This is a genomic window from Thalassolituus hydrocarboniclasticus (genome assembly GCF_025345565.1).
Taxonomy (GTDB): Bacteria; Pseudomonadota; Gammaproteobacteria; order Pseudomonadales; family Oceanobacteraceae; genus Venatoribacter; species Venatoribacter hydrocarboniclasticus.
The window spans coordinates 2,003,353-2,021,961 of record NZ_CP054475.1; the positions used below are offsets into that span (position 1 = coordinate 2,003,353).

The window sequence follows — 18,609 nt, forward strand, 5'->3', positions numbered from 1 at the left end:
ATTAACCTAAGTCGCGTCCGATACCGGCGTAGTCAAAACCCTGCGCTTTGAGCGCATAAGGATCGTACTGGTTCCGGCCGTCGATAATAATGGGGTGTTTCAGCAGCTTTTTCATGGCGTTAAAGTCTGGCTGGCGGAAAGGCTTCCACTCCGTCACCAGTACCATGGCGTCGGCATCAGCCAGTGCATCGTACTGGTGATCACAGAACACAATCTGCCCCCGCTCGAACAGCTCTGGCGCAAACCAGCGCCGCGCCTCGTCCATGGCTACCGGATCATAAGCACGTACGACAGCTCCCGCTACCACCAAACGATTGATGAGCGCAACAGAACTGGCCTCGCGCATATCATCGGTGCCGGGCTTGAATGCCAGCCCCCAGACACCAATGGTACGACCGCTCATATCTTCGCCAAAACGCTGCTGCAGCTTTTCAAACAGACGTTGCTTCTGCGCCTGATTGCGTTCTTCGACGGCGCGCAGGATGCTGGTATCGAAACTGAATTCATCCCCCATATGGATCAGGGCCTGCACATCTTTGGGGAAGCAGGAGCCGCCATAACCGCAGCCGGGATAAATAAAGGAATAGCCAATACGGCTGTCAGAGCCGATGCCTTTGCGCACGTTTTCGATATCAACGCCCATGCGCTCGGCCAGGTTGGCGACTTCATTCATAAAGGAGATTTTGGTCGCCAGCATAGCGTTGGCGGCATATTTGGTGAGTTCCGCATCACGGATGCCCATAAACATCAGTTTGTCATGATTGCGGGAGAAGCTGTGATACAGCTCAGCCATCTGCTCACGCGCCCGATCTGAATCGACGCCGATAATAATCCGGTCCGGGCGCATAAAGTCATCAATGGCTGCGCCCTCCTTCAGAAACTCGGGATTAGACACGACATCGAACGCAATATCTGCACCGCGGGCATTCAACTCGGCGCGAATGGCATCGCGCACTTTCTCTGCCGTACCAACCGGCACGGTGGATTTATTGACGATAACGGCATAGTCCTGCAGGTTGCGACCAATTTCACGGGCGACTTCCAGGACATAGGTAAGATCCGCCGAGCCGTTTTCACCCGGAGGGGTGCCGACCGCGATAAAGTACAAAGCAGATTGCTGCATTGCCTGAGATAACGAAGTGTTAAACAGCAGACGTCCGGCCTTGCTGTTTTCCCGTACGATGGCCTCCAGGCCTGGCTCATAAATCGGGATAATGCCTTCCTTGAGCTGATGAACCTTGGTTTCATCTGTATCTACGCAGGTAACGCTGTTGCCCATTTCGGCAAAACACGCGCCGGTTACCAGACCAACGTAACCCGTCCCGACCACCGTAATATTCAAGGTTATTTCCTTATTCGTAACTTCGTAAACCGACAGTACGTTACCTTATTACGGAAAAATGACAACTCAATGACATAAAAAAACCCGGCCTTGGCCGGGTTTTTCTAAGCTACTGATATTACAGAGCATTTTCCAGAGCAGGCACTGCGTCGAACAGGTCTGCAACCAGGCCGTAATCAGCCACCTGGAAGATTGGAGCTTCTTCGTCTTTGTTGATAGCAACAATGACTTTAGAGTCCTTCATACCAGCCAGATGCTGGATCGCGCCGGAAATACCAACGGCGATGTACAGATCCGGAGCAACGATCTTACCGGTCTGGCCGACCTGCATATCGTTAGGTACGAAACCAGCGTCAACCGCTGCACGGGATGCACCAACAGCAGCACCGATTTTGTCGGCCACTTTGTACAGCATCTCGAAGTTGTCGCCGTTCTGCATACCACGGCCACCAGATACAACGATCTTGGCACCGGTCAGCTCAGGACGATCAGACTTAGCCAGCTCTTCACCAACAAAAGCGGACAGGCCTGCATCTTTAACAGCAGCAACAGTTTCAACCGCCGCAGAACCACCTTCAGCCGCAGCTGCGTCAAACGCAGTACCACGCACAGTCATCACTTTGATGCTGTCAGAAGATTTAACGGTCGCGATGGCGTTACCGGCATAGATAGGACGGGAGAAGGTGTCTGCATCAACAACAGCAGTCACTTCAGACAGCATGTTCACATCCAGCAGAGCCGCTGCGCGTGGCAGGAAGTCTTTACCGGTTGTGGTCGCTGCAGCCAGGATGTGGCTGTATTCTTTGCCCAGTTCGGCAACCAGCTCACCCATGTTTTCAGCCAGCTGATATTCGTAGGCTGCGTTGTCGGCAACCAGAACTTTGCTTACACCAGCCACTTTGGCAGCAGCTTCAGCAGCAGCGCCACAGTTGCTGCCGGCAACCAGAACAACCACATCACCACCGATAGCGGCAGCAGCAGTTACAACGTTCAGGGTTGCGCCTTTCAGAGTAGCGTTATCGTGCTCTGCGATTACTAAAATAGCCATTACACAATCCTCTCTTACAGCACTTTGGCTTCGTTCTTCAGTTTTTCGACCAGCTCTTCTACGCTGCCGACTTTAATGCCAGCCTGACGCTCGGCCGGTGGAGTCACCTTAACCAGAGACAGAGTAGAGGTCATGGCCACACCCAGGTCTGCAGGAGTGGTCACATCCAGAGGCTTACGCTTGGCTTTCATGATGTTTGGCAGAGAAGCATAGCGAGGCTCGTTCAGACGCAGGTCGGTCGTTACGATAGCTGGCAGCTTCAGGGCAACAGTACGCAGACCACCATCAATTTCACGGGTCACGTTTACTTTGTCGCCGTCTACAACAACTTCAGAAGCAAAAGTACCCTGAGCCATGTTGGTCAGTGCGCCCAGCATCTGGCCGGTCTGGTTATTGTCGCTGTCGATGGTTTGCTTACCCATCAGTACCAGTTGAGGCTGTTCTTTTTCCACAACGGCTTTCAGCAGTTTGGCAACGGTCAGAGACTCCAGTTTTTCTTCAGTCTCGATCAGGATGCCACGGTCGGCACCCAGTGCCAGAGCAGTACGGATCTGTTCCTGGGCCACTTTAGGACCGATAGAAACCACAACCACTTCAGTAGCGACGCCTTTTTCTTTCAGACGTACCGCTTCTTCCACTGCGATTTCACAGAATGGGTTCATAGCCATTTTAACGTTGGTCAGATCAACATCTGAGTTATCTGGCTTGACGCGAACCTTTACGTTGTAATCGATTACGCGTTTAACAGCGACAAGAACCTTCATAGATTCCTCGTATTTAACTTGGTGGATGAATAAAGGGCAAAATTACCACGCCGACAGGATGACACAGTCATATCAGGAGCCCTTTCCAGCGCGCCACATTATTCGGATGTTTGCCGCGAGCGTCAATAGCAGCATTGCTGAAGCCCACAAAGACCGGGGCATTCAGGCTATTTTCCTGTCAAATCAGTTGCCTAGTGCTTAACCCAACGTATAATGGCGGCCATTTTGACTCTCAGGCAGGCACCTTTATATGGCCCGCCTGGCATGGCAAAACAATCGCCGGGCACACTTATTAATGGGTAATGTGCACCAGAGTCCGTGATAGCTCAGTAGCTCCCAGCTCATTTCGAGGAGATCAATATGCAACGTGAAGTAATGGAATATGACGTAGTGATCGTTGGCGGCGGCCCTGCAGGCCTGTCAACCGCATGTCGTATCAAGCAATTAGCCGAAACCGCCGGACAGGAACTGTCTGTATGTCTGGTTGAGAAAGGCTCCGAAGTTGGCGCTCATATCCTGTCCGGTGCGGTTATCGAAGACCGCGCACTGACCGAATTGTTCCCTGACTGGAAAGAAATGGGCGCCCCGCTCAACACTCCGGTTAAAGGCGACGAAGTTTACTTCCTGACCAGCAACGAAAAGTCGATCAAGACTCCACACTGGGCCATCCCTAAGCCGATGCACAACGATGGCAACTACATCGTTTCCCTGGGTAACGTATGCCGCTGGCTGGCCGAGCAGGCTGAAAACCTCGGCGTAGAGATCTACCCGGGCTTTACCGCCGCCGAATACATTGTTGAAGACGGCGCCATTAAAGGCATCGTGACCGGCGACATGGGCGTTGGCCACGACGGTCAGCCAAAAGATGAATACGTTCCGGGCATGGAGCTGCGTGCTAAATACACCGTATTCGCTGAAGGCTGTCGCGGTCACCTGGGCAAGCAGCTGATTGCTGAATACAAGCTGGATGAAGGCAAAGATCCGCAGCACTACGGTATCGGCATTAAAGAACTGTGGGATATCGACCCAGCCAAGCATGACGAAGGCTTGGTGCTGCACGGTGCCGGCTGGCCGCTGAGCGAGTCCAAATCTTCCGGTGGTTTCTTCCTGTACCACGCAGAAAACAACCAGGTGGTTGTTGGTCTGATCACCGACCTGTCGTACAGCAATCCACACCTGAGCCCGTTCGATGAATTCCAGCGCATGAAGCATCACCCTGTGATCGCCAAATACCTGGACGGCGGCAAGCGCGTATCTTACGGTGCCCGCGCAATCGCCAAAGGCGGCTTGAACTGCCTGCCTAAGATGACCTTCCCGGGCGGTCTGGTTGTTGGTTGTGATGCCGGCACCCTGAACTTCGCCAAGATCAAAGGTACTCACACTGCCATGAAGAGTGGCCTGGTGGCTGCTGAAGAGCTGTTCAAGGCTATTCAGGCTGGCCGTGCCAACGATGAAGTAACTGAATTCACCGCAGCCTTCGAAGCTTCCTGGGCTTATCAGGAACTGCACCGCAGCCGTAACTTTGGCCCGGCGATGCATAAGTTCGGCACATTCCTGGGCGGTGCTTTCAACTACATCGACCAGAATATCCTGCCGATGCCGTTCACTCTGCACGACACCACGCCAGATCATGCAACACTGAAGCCTGCGGCTGAGTGTCCGAAGATCGATTACCCGAAACCAGATGGCAAGCTGAGCTTCGCCAAGCTGGATTCTGTATTTATCGGTAACGTGAACCACGCCGAAGATCAGCCGTGCCACCTGAAGCTGAAAGACGCATCCATCCCACTGGCCGTCAATCTGCCAACCTGGGACGAGCCTGCGCAGCGCTACTGCCCTGCCGGCGTATACGAGATCGTCGAAGACGAGAACGGCAAGCGCTTCCAGATCAACTCACAGAACTGTGTTCACTGCAAAACCTGTGATATTAAAGATCCGTCTCAGAACATCACCTGGGTAACCCCGGAAGGTGCTGGCGGTCCGAACTATCCGAACATGTAACTTCGGATAAAAAAAGGAGCCATACGGCTCCTTTTTTATTGCACAAAAAAATCCACGACCAACCTTCTTTACTGACCTGTAAACGCACCAGGCTCAGTTCAGGAAAAACGTTTGTCCGCCACTGATGACAAAGTAACGCTCATCCTCATCTGCAGCAGCCATCTCGGTCAGCTCATAAAAAGCATTACGTGAAAAACGCGCGTATAAATCCGCACGGATATTCACTTCCGGAATCAGCACATCATCCAGAAAGCTCATAATCAGCGGATGCTGCGAATTAATAGTCACCGTATCACCGGTATTGGTGATGGCGCGAATGTCTTCGCCATCCTGCTCAATCATGACAATTAGCAGCGGCCGGTCTTCAACACGGATGCGCCATTTTTCGACCGGGGTCAGCAGGAAATATTCATCATTTTCTTTGCGCAGGATGCTGGCAAATAAGCGCACCAGTTTTTCGCGTTTTATCTGCACACCTTCGTGCCACCAGGTCCCATCACGACGGATAACCATATCCATATCACCGGATAATTGCGGATGCCATTTTTCTACCGGTGGATACTGATTTTCGGCCTCAAGACCAAGCTGTTGCTGCAAGGCATTCAGATTCATCACAACCCCCTTTGCCATTCCTGACGCAGGCGAATGCGCTCCGGATTATTTATCGCCATATCCAGCTGCGCCAGCATAGTTGCCTTGTCCGCGCCGAGCGTACCCTTTAACGGTAAATAATTAGACGCATGGTCGCTGCGGAAAACTGTATTGGTTAATTCAAGATGAGCAATTAACGAGCGCAATTCCACAAACAGATCATGCTGATCCGGCAGCTGATAATTACCATTAAAGCCCTCGACAACGCGCTGATCGCCGAGCGGATAGCTGACAATTAATGTTGAGAGAAAATCCGGCTGCGCCTCATTCATCAGCAGTGCAGAGTTGCGTGCATGCTGTTCACTGTAGGCAACGCCACCCATGCCATTCAGGATCATCACCGATGACTGAATGCCGGCCTGTTTTATTTTTAACAGCGCATCCAGCGTACTCTGCCAGGTTTCGCCTTTTTTAATAAAGCCCAGCACCTCATCGTCACCACTTTCGGCGCCGACATAAAGAATACCAAGCCCCAGCTTGCGCAACTCAGCCATCTCTTCCGCCGATTTTTTACGGATATTGCGCGGCAGGCAATAAGCCCCCACCCGCTTAACCCAGGGCAGATGTTCTTTAATGGCCAGCAGGATATTCGTAAGGCGGCGTACCGGCAGCACCATGGCATCGCCATCAGCCAGAAAGACTTTTTCAAAACGCGGACCCAGAGCAGCCGCCTGACGGATTTCATTCAGTACATCAGCTTCGTCACGGGCACGGAATTTTTTTTGCGGCTGAGTGTACATATCGCAGAAAGTACACTGATTCCACGAGCAGCCATTGGTGACTTGCAGAATAAGGGAGCGGGCTTCGCTGGGTGGACGGAATACAGGTTCGATGTAGTTGAACATAAACGATGTCTCAGCCGGAAATTAACAGAGTATCAGGTATTATCCCTGAAGCTGCGATCGCAGGACATATCATATGTTTTAAAAAGGAGGAGTACTGCGAATGCTAGAAATGGTGCCCCGGGCCGGAGTCGAACCGGCACAGCCATAGGCCGAGGGATTTTAAATCCCTTGTGTCTACCAATTTCACCACCGGGGCATCTTGCCGCGCAGCTCGGCGAATGTCGGGATCACCGAATTTGGAGGCGCGAGCCGGAATCGAACCGGCATCGGCGGATTTGCAATCCGCAGCATAACCATTTTGCTATCGCGCCGAGATTCATTGAATGCAATGAAAATTTGGAGCGGGAAACGAGACTCGAACTCGCGACCCCAACCTTGGCAAGGTTGTGCTCTACCAACTGAGCTATTCCCGCTTAAGTGCTGCGCATTTTAAATGGAGCAGCCTGAGAGTCAAGTGTTTTTTCTTACTTTTTAAGCACTTAGACGATTTATGCTTTGCCGCGCAGTTCCGGCCAGGCCGCACGCAGATAAACCAGCATGGACCAGATGGTCAGTACCGCAGCCAGATAAAGGGTCGCATAACCCGCTTCAATTAACAGCGGATGATCACCGGACGCCATCAGAATGGTAATAGAGGCCATCTGCAGCGCTGTTTTCACTTTGCCAACATAGCTCACGGCAATATTGGCCCGCTTGCCCAGCTCAGCCATCCACTCGCGCAGGGCTGAGATCACAATTTCCCGACCAACGATAATGGAGGCCGGAATGGTCAGCCACATACTGGAAAAATGCTCAACCAACAGGACCAGTGCAACCGCAACAATCAGCTTATCAGCCACCGGATCGAGAAAGGCACCCAGCGGCGTGGTCTGATTGAGCTTGCGCGCCAGATAGCCATCGAACCAGTCGGTAACGGCGGCGAGCGCAAACAATACGGCGGCACCGATTTTCCCGTCCGGGCCAAACCAGTAAAAACTGACCACCATCAGCGGAATCATCAGAATGCGGCTCAGGGTCAGTATGTTGGGCAAATTCATTAAAACGTATCTCCGTTACTCGCCGTGTAATTGCATGAATATCTGTTCGGCAAGTTTTTTACTAATGCCTGGAACCTTTTCCAACTCTTCGCGCGGTGCACTGCGCATGTTTTTCAGACTGCCAAAATGCAGCAGCAGTTCACGCCGGCGCTTAGGCCCAACACCGGCCAGAGAATCCACATCCGACTGGCTGCGCGATTTTGCCCGGGCTTTACGATGCCCGGTAATGGCAAAACGGTGCGCCTCATCACGCACCCATTGCAGCAGACGGAATCCCTCATGATGGGCGTCGGGCATTATAGGTTGTGTGGCACCGGCTTCCCACAAGAATTCCCAGCCCGACTTACGGGTCTCTCCTTTTGAGATACCAAAGGCTGGCAATGAACTCAATTGCAGGCGCTGCAGCACTTCCTGAATCCTGCCAATCTGGCCCTTGCCGCCATCAATCAACAGTAAGCCGGGTAAATCATCCTGCTCTTTCAGGCGTGTCAGATGGCGGGTGACCGCCTGCTCCAGTGCGGCATAATCATCACCGGCAACAACGCCTTTAATTGAGAAGCGCCGGTAGCGCTGTTTCATTAAACCTTCTTCGCCATACACTACACAGGATGCGTAGGTCGCCTCACCCTGCGAATGGCTGATATCAAAACACTCAATGCGTTTTGGCGGCTCGGCCAGATTCAGCAACTCTGCAACCTGACTGAGTTTATTCAGTGCTGCCTGATGACCGGAGATTTTCGTCTGCGCACCGGTGCGGGCATTCTCGCTGGCCATATGCAGCCATTTGCGGTTCTGCCCACGACCGCCACGACTGTGCTGAACCCTTGCCTGACGGTGCAGGCGTAAAGCTTCCAGCAAAGGCTCAACATCTTCATCACCGACATCCACAACCAGGTCACGCGGAATGCCTTCAAGAGCATGGTCGGCCAGATAAAACTGACTGATAAAATCCAGCAATAACTGCTCATTACTTTCACCGGCCGGATTCTCCGGATAGTAATTTTTACTCGCCACCAATCGTCCCTGGCGGAACGCCAGACGGTGAATGCAGAGAACATTCTGCCACTCAACAATAGCCCAGGCATCCGCTTCCCCCTGCCCGGCGTCGACAAACTGTTTTTCCTGAGTCTGGCGCAACAGCTCAATCTGATCGCGCAACGCGGCGGCTTTTTCAAAATCCAGGGTTTCAGCTGCTGCCAGCATCTGCGCCTGCAGCTCCTGCAGCAACTCCTGACTTTTACCCTGCAAAAACAGTGTCGCCTGGCGTACGCTTTGCTGGTAATCCTGCTGGCTGATTTTATTGACACAGGGTGCAGAGCAGCGCTTGATTTCATATTGCAGGCAGGGCCGGCTGCGGTGATTGAAATAACTGTCTTCACAGGAGCGCAGTAAAAATAAGCGCTGCAGATAATTCAGGGTGTCACGCGCCGCACCGGCATTCGGGTAAGGGCCAAACAAGCGGCCATCGCGGCGCTTTTTCCCCCGCCGGTACGCCAGCAGAGGGTATTCGTGTTCTGACAGGTGAATAAAAGGATAAGACTTATCGTCTTTCAACAGAATGTTGTACTGCGGCTTGTGCTGTTTGATCAGCGTTTGCTCAAGCAGCAGCGCTTCCGCCTCGCTGGCGGTGACGGTTACTTCGACATGATGAATACGACTGACCAGCGCAACCGTCTTGCTGTTCAGTCCACGGGCACGGAAATAACTGGAAACACGGTTTTTAAGATTCTTGGCTTTGCCGACGTAAAGCAATTCATCGTCGGCTGCGAACATGCGGTAAACCCCGGCCCGCTGGGTCAGGGTCTGCAGAAATGCACTGATATCAAAGTCTGCCATCAGGCGGTCGCCGTGGGATCCACCAGACCGTGGCGCATGGCCAGCAGAGTCAGCTCAACATCGCTGTCAATCTCGAGTTTTTCGAAAATCCGGTAGCGGTAGCTGTTGACGGTTTTAGGGCTGAGGAACAGCTTTTCACTGATTTCAGCGACCTTCTGACAGCCAACAATCATCAGTGTAATCTGCATTTCCCGCTCTGAAAGCTCATCAAAAGGTGACGTCTGATCCTGCTGAAATGGCTTTAACGCCATACGCTGAGCAATATCCGGACTGATGTATTTCTGCCCGCTCTTTACCTTCATGATGGCGCGCAGCATCTCGTCTGCATCGGCACCCTTGGTGATATAGCCCGCCGCCCCGGCCTGCAACAGGCGTGTGGCATAAGGATTGTCATCACAGGCGGTGACCGCAATCACCTGAATTTCCGGATTATGACGCGTAATTTTGCGGGTGGCCTCAAGCCCACCAATACCCGGCATGCGGATATCCATAAGAATAATGTCCGGTGAGTGCTCTTTGGCGAACTGAACCGCCTCCTCACCACTTGCTGCTTCACCGACTACTTCAATTCCCTTTGCGTCTGTCAGCAGACGAGAGATACCTGAGCGAACCAGCTCATGGTCATCGACAACCAGCACTTTAATCAAGGGCCCACCCCGTTATTACATCAGTCTCAGCATTGCAGCACATCGTGGTACTGTCGTTGTTATTGGCGGAAATATAACAAACCGTTCACAGAGGGTACATTCGTTTTCTCTGCCAGGCGTATTTGAGTGGATTCAGGTTCTTACCCACCTCCACTACACCCTCGTCCATATTATGGTGCGCGCTGAAGCCCAGACGCTCCGCCAATTTCAGCATACCGCCGTTATGCGGCAGTACAGTGCCGAAAATCTGCAGCACACCACGCTCGGTCAGATACTCAATAATGCCCTGCATCAGGCGCAGGCCCAGCCCCTCTCCGCGACAGTTGTCATCGATAATAACGGAGAATTCCGCCGCCACATCATCAGCATCGATATACACCCTTACCACGCCATACAACTCACCTTCACGCAGTGCGACAAAGGCCATTTCCCGGTCATAATCAATCTGCGTGAAGCGCGCAAGTTCCCGGTGATCAAACTGGCGGCGTGCCGAGAAGAACCTCAGGCGCAGCGATTCCGGGCTCAGGCGCTGATAGAAACGCTCCAGCGCCGGTTCGTCTTCAGCACGGATCGGGCGCACATCGTAGGCATGACCATTGCGGCTTTCATACTGGCTTTCCAGCTCTTTCGGATACGGCATGATGGCACTACGGGCCGGATGGCCCACCTCGCCTGCCACACCAATCACCATATAGCGACCCACCTGACGGCGGATGGCATTCACCTCAAAGCCCGCCATCCACGGATGATTGAGCGCCATGTGCGACAACGCGACCAGCCAGCGCTCAAGCGTTACCAGTTCACGCTCAATGTTGTCGGAACGCTCACTCAGCACCTGATAAAAATGGCTGCGTTTGATCAGCTTTTCCGCCAGATTGGCATTCAGCGGCGGCAGCGCCACCTGACGATCCACCAGAATATCAGCGGTGGAGCCGCCACCACCAAAGAACAGATACGGGCCGATTTCAGAATCACGGCCAATACCAAAAGAAAACTGCAGATTATCCAGAGCCCTGTGCATGGTTTGCAGGGTGTAACCCAGCACCGGGCTGTTCGGGAAAGCTACAGCAATCTTGCCTTCCAGATCCTCGGCTGCATTGGTGACATCCTCAATGGTTTTCAGCTCACGCGCCACCGAGCGCAGACGCTCGCGCGGGTTGTTACCGTAAGCAAAGGGATAGAGATAGTCGCGGTGGTGTACCCGCAATACCCAGGGGCCTTTAACCTCTTCCGCGACATTCAGCAACTCCGACAGCGAAGCGCGGTAGCGGTTTTCCGCACAGGAGAAACCATAGGCATTGAGCAGGTCCCAGGCCTGATCCGGCAGCAGGTAATCGCCGGGGCGATGGACCGCCAGAATGGCTTTGTCGACTTCGGTATGCACAGAAGAAATCGGAATCTCGAGACTCTCCGGCGTCTCACGCAGCAGATCCTGAGTGCGCTGATGCTGCACCATGTACATATAGGATTTGATGGCATTATCCGGTGTATCGAAGGTCGGAATGCCATGCTGGTCGAAACATTCACGCGCTGCTTCCACCGAATACTCCCCCATCCAGCTGGTCAGCACGCTCTTATTACTGTGCTGGGCAATCTTGACCAGCGTTTCGGCATTGGCCAGCGGATCTGACCCCAGACTCGGGATGTAAATAACCAGCAGTGCATCAACCTGCTTGTCACGCAACAGAGTGTTGGCAACCGCCGCCAGCTGCTGCGGCTTCAGCTCCGGATTCAGCAATACCGGATTATCGGTTTTCACATATTCGGGCAGCAGGCTGCGCAAATGGGTGCGAGTGTCCTCAGACAAAGTGGCCAGGCGTCCCTTGTCGTGCAGCAGCCGGTCCATCGCCAGAATGGCCGGGCCGCGCCCATTGGCAATGATCGCCAGGCGTGGACCAAAGCTTTCGCGGCGACGACTCAGCGCATCGACGCAATCAAACAATTCATCGGTGGCTGACACCCGCAATACACCAGCACGGGCCAGGGTTTCGTCCACCAGAGCATCGCGCGAGCGCAGCCCCTTCGGGCTGGTAATGCGGTTTAACGGATTCTCCTGAAAGCGGTTGCTCTTAACCGCCAGCACCAGCTTATGCCGGGAGGCTGCACGCAAGGCACGGATCAGCGCCTTACCAGAGCCGATTTCATCCAGCTGAATCAACAAGGTACGCACCTGCGGCTCTTGTACGATGTAATCGATCAGATCTGGCAGCGTCACATCCTGACTCTTGCCCAGTGTCAGTACGTGAGAAAAGCCAATATTACGACTGAAGGCCCAATCCATCACGCCGGAGGCCAGCGTCCCGGACTGGCCAACATAGGCAATCTGACCACTGCGTACCGGTACGTGCAGGAAGCTGGCATTCAGCTTGCGCCCCGGGATAACCATGCCGAGGCAATCCGGACCGAGAATTCGCATCCGGGTTTGCTGGATGACCTGATTCAGACGGTCGGACGATGGCCGGAACTGCCAGGAGCGGGTCCGGGCAATTCCGCCGGTCAGCAGCATGGCTGCACCAATATTTTTGCTGTGCAGTTGCTTGATAATCTTCGGTACCGTTTCCGCAGGCGTACAGATAATGGCCAGATCCACCGGACCATCAATTTGCCCGATACGTGACAACGCCGGAATGCCGTACACCTCTTTATAGCCACGTGAGTTCACCGGAATGATCACGCCGGGGTATTCGCCATTAACCAGATTGCGCACAATGGCGCCACCAAGACTGCCGACCCGCTCAGAAGCACCGATAACAGCAATGGTTTTAGGCTGGAAAAATAATTCGAGAGAGCGGGTTCCCATAAGGAATGATCCTTAAGTTTAGTTTGCGTAAATACTGGCCCTATATACACTGGGCGGACAAAAGACAAAAACTACCTCATATGACCACAGCCTACTACTCCTTCCAGCGACACTTTGAGCACGACACCGGCGATGAGCATCCGGAGCACGCCATGCGCATACTGGCGATTGAACAGCAGCTCAAGTCGCGTGGCCTATGGGATCAGCTGACCATAATCGATGGCCAGTCAGCCCATGAGCCAGACATTCTGCGTGCTCACAGTCCGGGCTATGTTGAGCAGCTAAGGCTGATTCAGCCTAAGCAGGGTCATATCTATGTCGACGAGGATACACCAATGTCCTCAGGCAGCCTTGATGCAGCTCTCTATTCTGTCGGAACAAGCACCCAGGCACTGGACGATATTATGGCCGGTAAATATGACAATGCATTTGTCTCGGTCCGTCCGCCCGGTCATCATGCCGAACACCGTAAAAGCATGGGTTTCTGTTTTTTCAACAATGTTGCCATCACGGCGTTACGTGCAGCGGAAGTTCACCATGCGCAGCGGATTGCCATTCTTGATTTTGATGCCCATCAGGGAAATGGCACTGTCGACATCCTTAAAAACGATCCGCGCTTTCTCATCTGCTCCAGCTTTCAGCACCCTTTTTATCCATACAGTCACTATCAGATCGACAAGTACAGCAATCTGATTAATGCTCATTTAAATGCAGGCGCCGGCAGTGAAGAATTCCGCAATCAGATCGATGAACTGTGGGGGCCGGCACTGCGTGGCTTCGCACCCGAGCTGATCATTGTGTCAGCGGGTTTTGATGCGCACCGCGACGATCCGATGGCTGAACTGTGCCTGCTGGATGACGATTATCGCTGGATCGGGCACTGGATTCAGAAATATGCCGCCTCACGCAATATCCCGTGGATGGCCATTCTCGAAGGCGGCTACAACCTGAATGCCCTGGGGCGTTCGGTGTCTGAATTTATTGGTGAAATGCTTGCTGCGAAGTAAATATCGCTGACACGGCAATTACTCAGCGATACAGAATACGCACAGAACTACAACACCAAGCTCCGGCAAGCTGGTTCATTCTTACTGAATCAAGGACAGCAGTGGAATGAATTATGTTAAAGCGCCCTTCGTCATCGTCGGATGATGTTCCGGTTTCCCCTGCCTTACTGGCAAAAATCTATCAGGCCGAATGGCTGGCCATTACCCTGGTGGCCGGCTGCAGCCTTTATTTGCTCGCCCGCGCCATCCTCAGCTAAGAGCTGGATTCCGGACATAAAAAAAGGCCAGCGCATGCGCTGGCCTTTTGGTGTTTGGCGGAGGGATAGGGATTCGAACCCTAGATAGGGATTAACCTATGCCGGTTTTCAAGACCGGTGCTTTTAACCACTCAGCCATCCCTCCAAACAGTGCGCGTATAATACTGAATCCAGATTTCGGGTCAATACTTTTTTTTATAAATCAACACGATAGCAGCCAAACCACACTCCGCTTTGCATTATTGATGCAGCCGATTACCATAGCAGCACCCTTTCCGGAAGGATGTCATGGCCACCTTTTCATTACTTATGACCCAGAGCCCGTACAGCGGCGTGTCCCATACTCTGGCGCAGGAGTTTGCTCTGTCCCTGCTTGCTCAGGGACATAAATTGCAGCGTGTATTTTTTTATCAGGACGCTGTATTTGCAGCACTCAGCACACAAAATCCGGTGCAGGGACAGCCGTCTGTGAGTCAACAATGGCTCGCACTGGCAGCAGACCATGATTTTCCATTGCAGGTGTGTATTGCCAATGCCTTACGTCGCGGCGTCATTGATAAGGCCGAGCAGCAACGCTACAACCTGCCCACCGACACTCTGGCAACAGGGTTTGAACTGACCGGCCTGGGCGAAATGGCTGAAGCCGCACTCGACTCCGACCGCATTATCGACTTTTGAGGCCATATGAGTACTGTTAGCATCGTAATCCGCAGCGCTCCGGCCAATGATCCTGAAGCACTGGAAATGGCGCTAGCACTGGCGGCCTTTGAGCACGAGATTCGTCTGATTTTTCAGGGCCCCGGCATTTTCTGGTTAATGAAAACGCAGGAAGCCCGCAAGCCTGGCGGAAAGTCTCCGGCCAAAGTGATCAGCGCCCTGCCGATGTACGATTGTGAGGCCATCTTTTATGCGCAATCTGACTTACAGCAACTGAATATTCCGGCCGAAAATCTGACTCCTCTGGCAAAACCACTCAGTTATTCTGATATTACGGAATTACTGCGCAGCAGCCAGCACTGCCTGAGCTTTTGATATGACACTACATCTTCTTTTCACCAGCCAAAGCTCAACCCTGAACAGTCTGAAAAGGACCATCGGCGAGCAGGATGCCATTATGTTTGTCGGCGATGGTGTTTATGCGCTAGCTGGCTGGGAGGGCACGCAAACCTGTTACTATCGCGCGACCGATTGCCATCAGCGTGGATTACCCGAGCTTGCCACGGCAACGGCCATCGACGACACCCGCTGGGTAGAGCTGTGCCTGCAATTTCCCCGCACCCTGAGCTGGAAGGCGTCATAAATGAGCGAACTGCAACTGGATAATGACGGTTTTTTGCTGAACCTGAGCGATTGGTCGGAGGCTGTGGCTACCGAGCTGGCACAAAGTGAAGGTATTGAGCTTACTGCGGCACACTGGGAAATTCTCTGGGCGCTGCGGGATTTTTATCAGCAGTACGACCTCGCTCCCGCAATGCGTCCATTAAGCAAGCATCTGAAACAAACACTGGGCGCGGAAAAATCCGGCAGCATTTATTTGCTGACATTATTTCCCGGCAGCCCGGCTAAAATCGCGGCCAAAATTGCCGGCCTGCCCCGCCCGGAGAATTGCCTTTGACTTCGCAACACAAGCTGGCGGACTACGTTCGCATTCTGGCGCGCGGCAAAAACGCCAGCCGCAGCATGACCTTCGATGAAGCTTTTTTCACCATGCAAACCATGCTTGCCGGTGAGTATGAACCGGAGCAGCTGGGCGCAATTTTTATGCTGATGCGCGTTAAAGAAGAAAGCCCCGAGGAACTGGCCGGCTTTGCCGCCGCCATTAACCAGCAGTGGCCGGAGAACATAACTGCAGATCTTGTATGGCCAAGCTACGCCGGCAAACGCCGCCAGCCATTCTGGTGTTTCCTGTCAGCCTTACTGCTGACACAGATGGGATATCGCATTCTGTTTCATGGCACCGAAGCCCACACCTCCGGCCGCCTCTATATGGCCGACGTTTTTGCCCATTTCAGAATGCCGGTTGCAGAGACACTGAATGACCTTTTGTCGATTTCAGCTGCAGCACCATTGATGTATCTGCCCTGCTCTGTGCTCAATCCACAACTGCAGCGCTGGTTATCCCTGAAATCGATCCTCGGAGTCCGTTCGCCAATCAATACGGTAATGAAGACTATCGCCCCTGCAGATATCGCCAGCGTTCAGGGCGTTTTTCATCCCAATTACGCCTTTACCCACCTTGATGCCGCCCGCCTGAATCAGAGCAATGCGCTGGTGATAAAAGGCGAAGGCGGCGAATTTGAAGTGAACCCGGAAAGAGACTGTATTGCGCGTGGCTTCCTCAATGGCGACATCTGTGAAATTCATTTGCCAAAACTGGCTTCTCATATTGATGACAAGCCGCAGAACACCGATATCAGCTGGCTGACACAAATCTGGCGGGGAGACGCTGTAAACACCTACGCCAGCGCTGCCATCCTGCAAACAGCAGCACTGGCAGTCTGCGCCATCGAACGCAGCAGCGATATTGATAAAGCGCTGCTGCGTTGCCGTGCGGCATGGGATGCGCGGGACACTGCGGCGCTTTAATCCATCTGCCCGGCAAAACAAAAAGCCGGCATCATGCCGGCTTTTTTATGCCTCTGTTATCAGCCCAGCATCAGACTTTAAATTGCCCGGTAATACGCTGCAGTGTCTGTGCAATTTCCGTCAATGAGCGACTGGCTGCGGCCACTTTCTGCATGCTGGCCATCGCTGTCGCCGAGGTATCTTTAATACCGACCACGTTATCTTTAATACTGTGTGCAGCCTGCTCCTGACGGTCAGTTGCGGAAGCGATCTGGCTGTTCATGGCCGTAATCGATTCTACTTTGCTGGTGATTGCCTGCAGGCTTTCATCCGTTTTTGCGGCCTGACTAACACTGGTTTGCGCCCGCTCTTTACTGGAGCTCATTACCTCAACTGCCGAACGTGCAGCCGACTGCAATTCTTCAATAACGGCCTGAATTTCCTGCGTGGAATCCTGGGTGCGCGACGCCAGGGTGCGCACTTCATCGGCAACCACCGCAAACCCCCGCCCCTGCTCACCAGCACGGGCGGCTTCAATGGCTGCGTTCAGCGCCAGCAGATTGGTTTGTTCGGCTATGCCTTTGATCACATCCAGAATACTGCCAACGTTAGCGGTATCCGCTTCAAGTTTACGAATCACCTCACTGGCACGCTCAACCTCGCCAGCCAGAGCATTAATGCTTTTTACGGTGTCATTTACGATAGTGCGGCCTTCTTTGGCTGTTTGGTCAGCCTCACGCGCAGCCTGTGCTGCTGAACTGGCATTCACGGAAACGTTTTTCACGCTGGCAACCATTTCGTCAACAACAAAAGAGACTTCTTCTGTTGCCCGATTCTGCTGTTCGGTAATCTGCGATGTTTCCGATGTCAGGCTGCCGAGATCGCCGGACACACTGGTCAGAGGACGTGTTGTAGCCACAACCTCACCAATACTGCGGTGCAGCTTGTCAACAAACTGGTTAAACCAGTCGACCACCTCACCAATTTCATCATTGGATGATTTAGAAATCCTGCGGGTAAGATCCCCTTCGCCCGAAGCGATATCTTTGAGTGACGTCAGGAGGCCGGAAACTGCGGTATTTATAGAGCTACTGGTACTCCATGCCACAAGCCCCAGAAATACGAGCGTCACCAGTGTGACCGCAAGACCAATAGACAATGCATTTTGTGCAGCCTCATCAGAGCGGGCGACGGTCTGATTAAATGCTCCGATACCATCATCGTTATACTGGCGCATCAGCTGGCGTGCAGAAGCCAGCGAGGTATTCATGGTTTCAATTGATGATGACATTAACGAAGGATCAAGAGATCCATCAATCATGCCGGCAGAAAGTGCCTTGGCTGCACGGAAGTACGCCTCAAAGGCTGAACGGGTACGCATGACTTCTGCTGCACGCTCAGGCCAAATGGCTTCGAGCCGGACCAGATCATCAGCCACTTCTTTACGCACCTTTTCCGCAGCATTGACGAAGTCAATCTCACCGGTACTGACCGCCGTTGAAAACAATTCTTCAAGACGCGACAAGCGGACAAGGTTTGCCTTGGATATTTCAACTACCGGAAAAAAGGTTTTCTGAATCGTTTGCAAACGCTCAGAGTTCGCCGTATTCATATTGGTATTAACCAACAGGCTGACAATAAAACCGAGCACAGCCACACCGGCAAGGGTCAGGATTTTGGTTTTAATACTTAAAGAATTCAGAAGACTCATTACTCAGATCCAATAGTTACAACTACCAGACCAAGCATAGTGCATATTTTTGAGTCTGCCGCTTAAGCAAGCGGCAGAAACTATCAGGAAATATAGGC

General features: G+C 53.0%; 18 protein-coding genes and 4 tRNA genes. 8 read left to right on the forward strand and 14 right to left on the reverse strand.

The window, feature by feature from the left end:
- Position 1 precedes the first annotated feature (1 nt).
- The 3 genes from HUF19_RS08750 to HUF19_RS08760 all read right to left on the reverse strand — a co-directional run bounded on the left by HUF19_RS08750 (position 2) and on the right by HUF19_RS08760 (position 3,154).
- Positions 2 to 1,342 (reverse strand): UDP-glucose dehydrogenase family protein, encoded by a 1,341-nt coding sequence (locus HUF19_RS08750; RefSeq protein WP_260999424.1) that lies wholly within the window; start codon positions 1,340 to 1,342, stop codon positions 2 to 4.
- A gap of 118 nt (positions 1,343 to 1,460) precedes the next feature.
- Entirely contained in the window at positions 1,461 to 2,390 is a 930-nt protein-coding gene (locus HUF19_RS08755; RefSeq protein ID WP_145468689.1) for an electron transfer flavoprotein subunit alpha/FixB family protein, read from the reverse strand.
- Positions 2,391 to 2,404: 14 nt separating this feature from the next.
- Positions 2,405 to 3,154, reverse strand: a complete 750-nt coding sequence (locus HUF19_RS08760) for an electron transfer flavoprotein subunit beta/FixA family protein (protein ID WP_260999425.1) — start codon at positions 3,152 to 3,154, stop codon at positions 2,405 to 2,407.
- 360 nt (positions 3,155 to 3,514) lie between these two features.
- Here HUF19_RS08760 and HUF19_RS08765 point away from each other — a divergent pair, with 360 nt between their 5' ends.
- Positions 3,515 to 5,155, forward strand: coding sequence for an electron transfer flavoprotein-ubiquinone oxidoreductase (locus tag HUF19_RS08765; RefSeq protein ID WP_260999426.1), 1,641 nt, complete (start codon positions 3,515 to 3,517; stop codon positions 5,153 to 5,155).
- A gap of 93 nt (positions 5,156 to 5,248) precedes the next feature.
- Here the strand turns inward: HUF19_RS08765 and HUF19_RS08770 are convergent, their stop codons facing one another.
- From HUF19_RS08770 to HUF19_RS08810, 9 genes are all read right to left on the reverse strand, one after another.
- A complete protein-coding gene (locus HUF19_RS08770; RefSeq protein ID WP_260999427.1) occupies positions 5,249 to 5,767 on the reverse strand; it encodes a DUF1285 domain-containing protein in 519 nt (172 codons plus the stop codon).
- Positions 5,767 to 6,651, reverse strand: a complete 885-nt coding sequence (locus HUF19_RS08775) for a radical SAM protein (protein WP_260999428.1) — start codon at positions 6,649 to 6,651, stop codon at positions 5,767 to 5,769. The genes HUF19_RS08770 and HUF19_RS08775 overlap by 1 nt, the downstream gene beginning before the upstream one ends.
- A 110-nt stretch (positions 6,652 to 6,761) precedes the next feature.
- Positions 6,762 to 6,847: transfer RNA gene (locus HUF19_RS08780), tRNA-Leu, on the reverse strand.
- Positions 6,848 to 6,888: 41 nt separating this feature from the next.
- Positions 6,889 to 6,962, reverse strand: a tRNA-Cys gene (locus tag HUF19_RS08785).
- 26 nt (positions 6,963 to 6,988) lie between these two features.
- Positions 6,989 to 7,064: transfer RNA gene (locus HUF19_RS08790), tRNA-Gly, on the reverse strand.
- A 75-nt stretch (positions 7,065 to 7,139) separates the two neighbouring features.
- Positions 7,140 to 7,688 (reverse strand): CDP-diacylglycerol--glycerol-3-phosphate 3-phosphatidyltransferase, encoded by a 549-nt coding sequence (gene pgsA, locus HUF19_RS08795; protein WP_260999429.1) that lies wholly within the window; start codon positions 7,686 to 7,688, stop codon positions 7,140 to 7,142.
- Between the two features lie 15 nt (positions 7,689 to 7,703).
- Complete coding sequence (uvrC, locus tag HUF19_RS08800) at positions 7,704 to 9,524, reverse strand: excinuclease ABC subunit UvrC (protein WP_260999430.1); 1,821 nt, start codon at positions 9,522 to 9,524, stop codon at positions 7,704 to 7,706.
- Positions 9,524 to 10,171 carry a UvrY/SirA/GacA family response regulator transcription factor gene (uvrY, locus tag HUF19_RS08805; protein ID WP_260999431.1) on the reverse strand — a complete coding sequence of 216 codons (648 nt, stop codon included), beginning with the start codon at positions 10,169 to 10,171 and terminating at the stop codon, positions 9,524 to 9,526. Before uvrY ends, uvrC begins: the two co-directional genes overlap by 1 nt.
- 85 nt (positions 10,172 to 10,256) lie before the next feature.
- The gene (locus tag HUF19_RS08810; RefSeq protein ID WP_260999432.1) at positions 10,257 to 12,971 is read right to left on the reverse strand and encodes a bifunctional acetate--CoA ligase family protein/GNAT family N-acetyltransferase; all 2,715 of its coding nucleotides are present in this window, start codon (positions 12,969 to 12,971) and stop codon (positions 10,257 to 10,259) included.
- 80 nt (positions 12,972 to 13,051) lie between these two features.
- Between HUF19_RS08810 and HUF19_RS08815 the strand changes: the two genes are divergently transcribed.
- Positions 13,052 to 13,978, forward strand: a complete 927-nt coding sequence (locus HUF19_RS08815; RefSeq protein ID WP_260999433.1) for a histone deacetylase family protein — start codon at positions 13,052 to 13,054, stop codon at positions 13,976 to 13,978.
- A gap of 113 nt (positions 13,979 to 14,091) precedes the next feature.
- Entirely contained in the window at positions 14,092 to 14,235 is a 144-nt protein-coding gene (locus HUF19_RS08820) for a hypothetical protein (RefSeq protein WP_260999434.1), read from the forward strand.
- 55 nt (positions 14,236 to 14,290) lie between these two features.
- On the opposite strand, the gene HUF19_RS08825 is transcribed toward HUF19_RS08820, so the two are convergent.
- Positions 14,291 to 14,380: transfer RNA gene (locus HUF19_RS08825), tRNA-Ser, on the reverse strand.
- A 143-nt stretch (positions 14,381 to 14,523) separates the two neighbouring features.
- Between HUF19_RS08825 and tusD the strand changes: the two genes are divergently transcribed.
- Genes tusD through HUF19_RS08850 form a run of 5 tightly spaced genes read left to right on the forward strand, consistent with a single transcriptional unit; the run spans position 14,524 to position 16,821 of the window.
- On the forward strand, positions 14,524 to 14,913 hold the full coding sequence (tusD, locus tag HUF19_RS08830; RefSeq protein ID WP_260999435.1) for a sulfurtransferase complex subunit TusD: 390 nt from the start codon (positions 14,524 to 14,526) through the stop codon (positions 14,911 to 14,913).
- A 6-nt stretch (positions 14,914 to 14,919) separates the two neighbouring features.
- On the forward strand, positions 14,920 to 15,267 hold the full coding sequence (locus tag HUF19_RS08835) for a DsrE family protein (protein ID WP_260999436.1): 348 nt from the start codon (positions 14,920 to 14,922) through the stop codon (positions 15,265 to 15,267).
- Position 15,268: 1 nt separating this feature from the next.
- Complete coding sequence (locus tag HUF19_RS08840) at positions 15,269 to 15,535, forward strand: DsrH/TusB family sulfur metabolism protein (protein ID WP_260999437.1); 267 nt, start codon at positions 15,269 to 15,271, stop codon at positions 15,533 to 15,535.
- The gene (locus HUF19_RS08845; protein WP_260999438.1) at positions 15,536 to 15,850 is read left to right on the forward strand and encodes a TusE/DsrC/DsvC family sulfur relay protein; all 315 of its coding nucleotides are present in this window, start codon (positions 15,536 to 15,538) and stop codon (positions 15,848 to 15,850) included.
- Entirely contained in the window at positions 15,847 to 16,821 is a 975-nt protein-coding gene (locus HUF19_RS08850) for a glycosyl transferase family protein (protein WP_260999439.1), read from the forward strand. The genes HUF19_RS08845 and HUF19_RS08850 overlap by 4 nt, the downstream gene beginning before the upstream one ends.
- A 70-nt stretch (positions 16,822 to 16,891) precedes the next feature.
- Here the strand turns inward: HUF19_RS08850 and HUF19_RS08855 are convergent, their stop codons facing one another.
- Positions 16,892 to 18,511 (reverse strand): methyl-accepting chemotaxis protein, encoded by a 1,620-nt coding sequence (locus HUF19_RS08855; RefSeq protein WP_260999440.1) that lies wholly within the window; start codon positions 18,509 to 18,511, stop codon positions 16,892 to 16,894.
- Between the last annotated feature and the right edge of the window lie 98 nt (positions 18,512 to 18,609).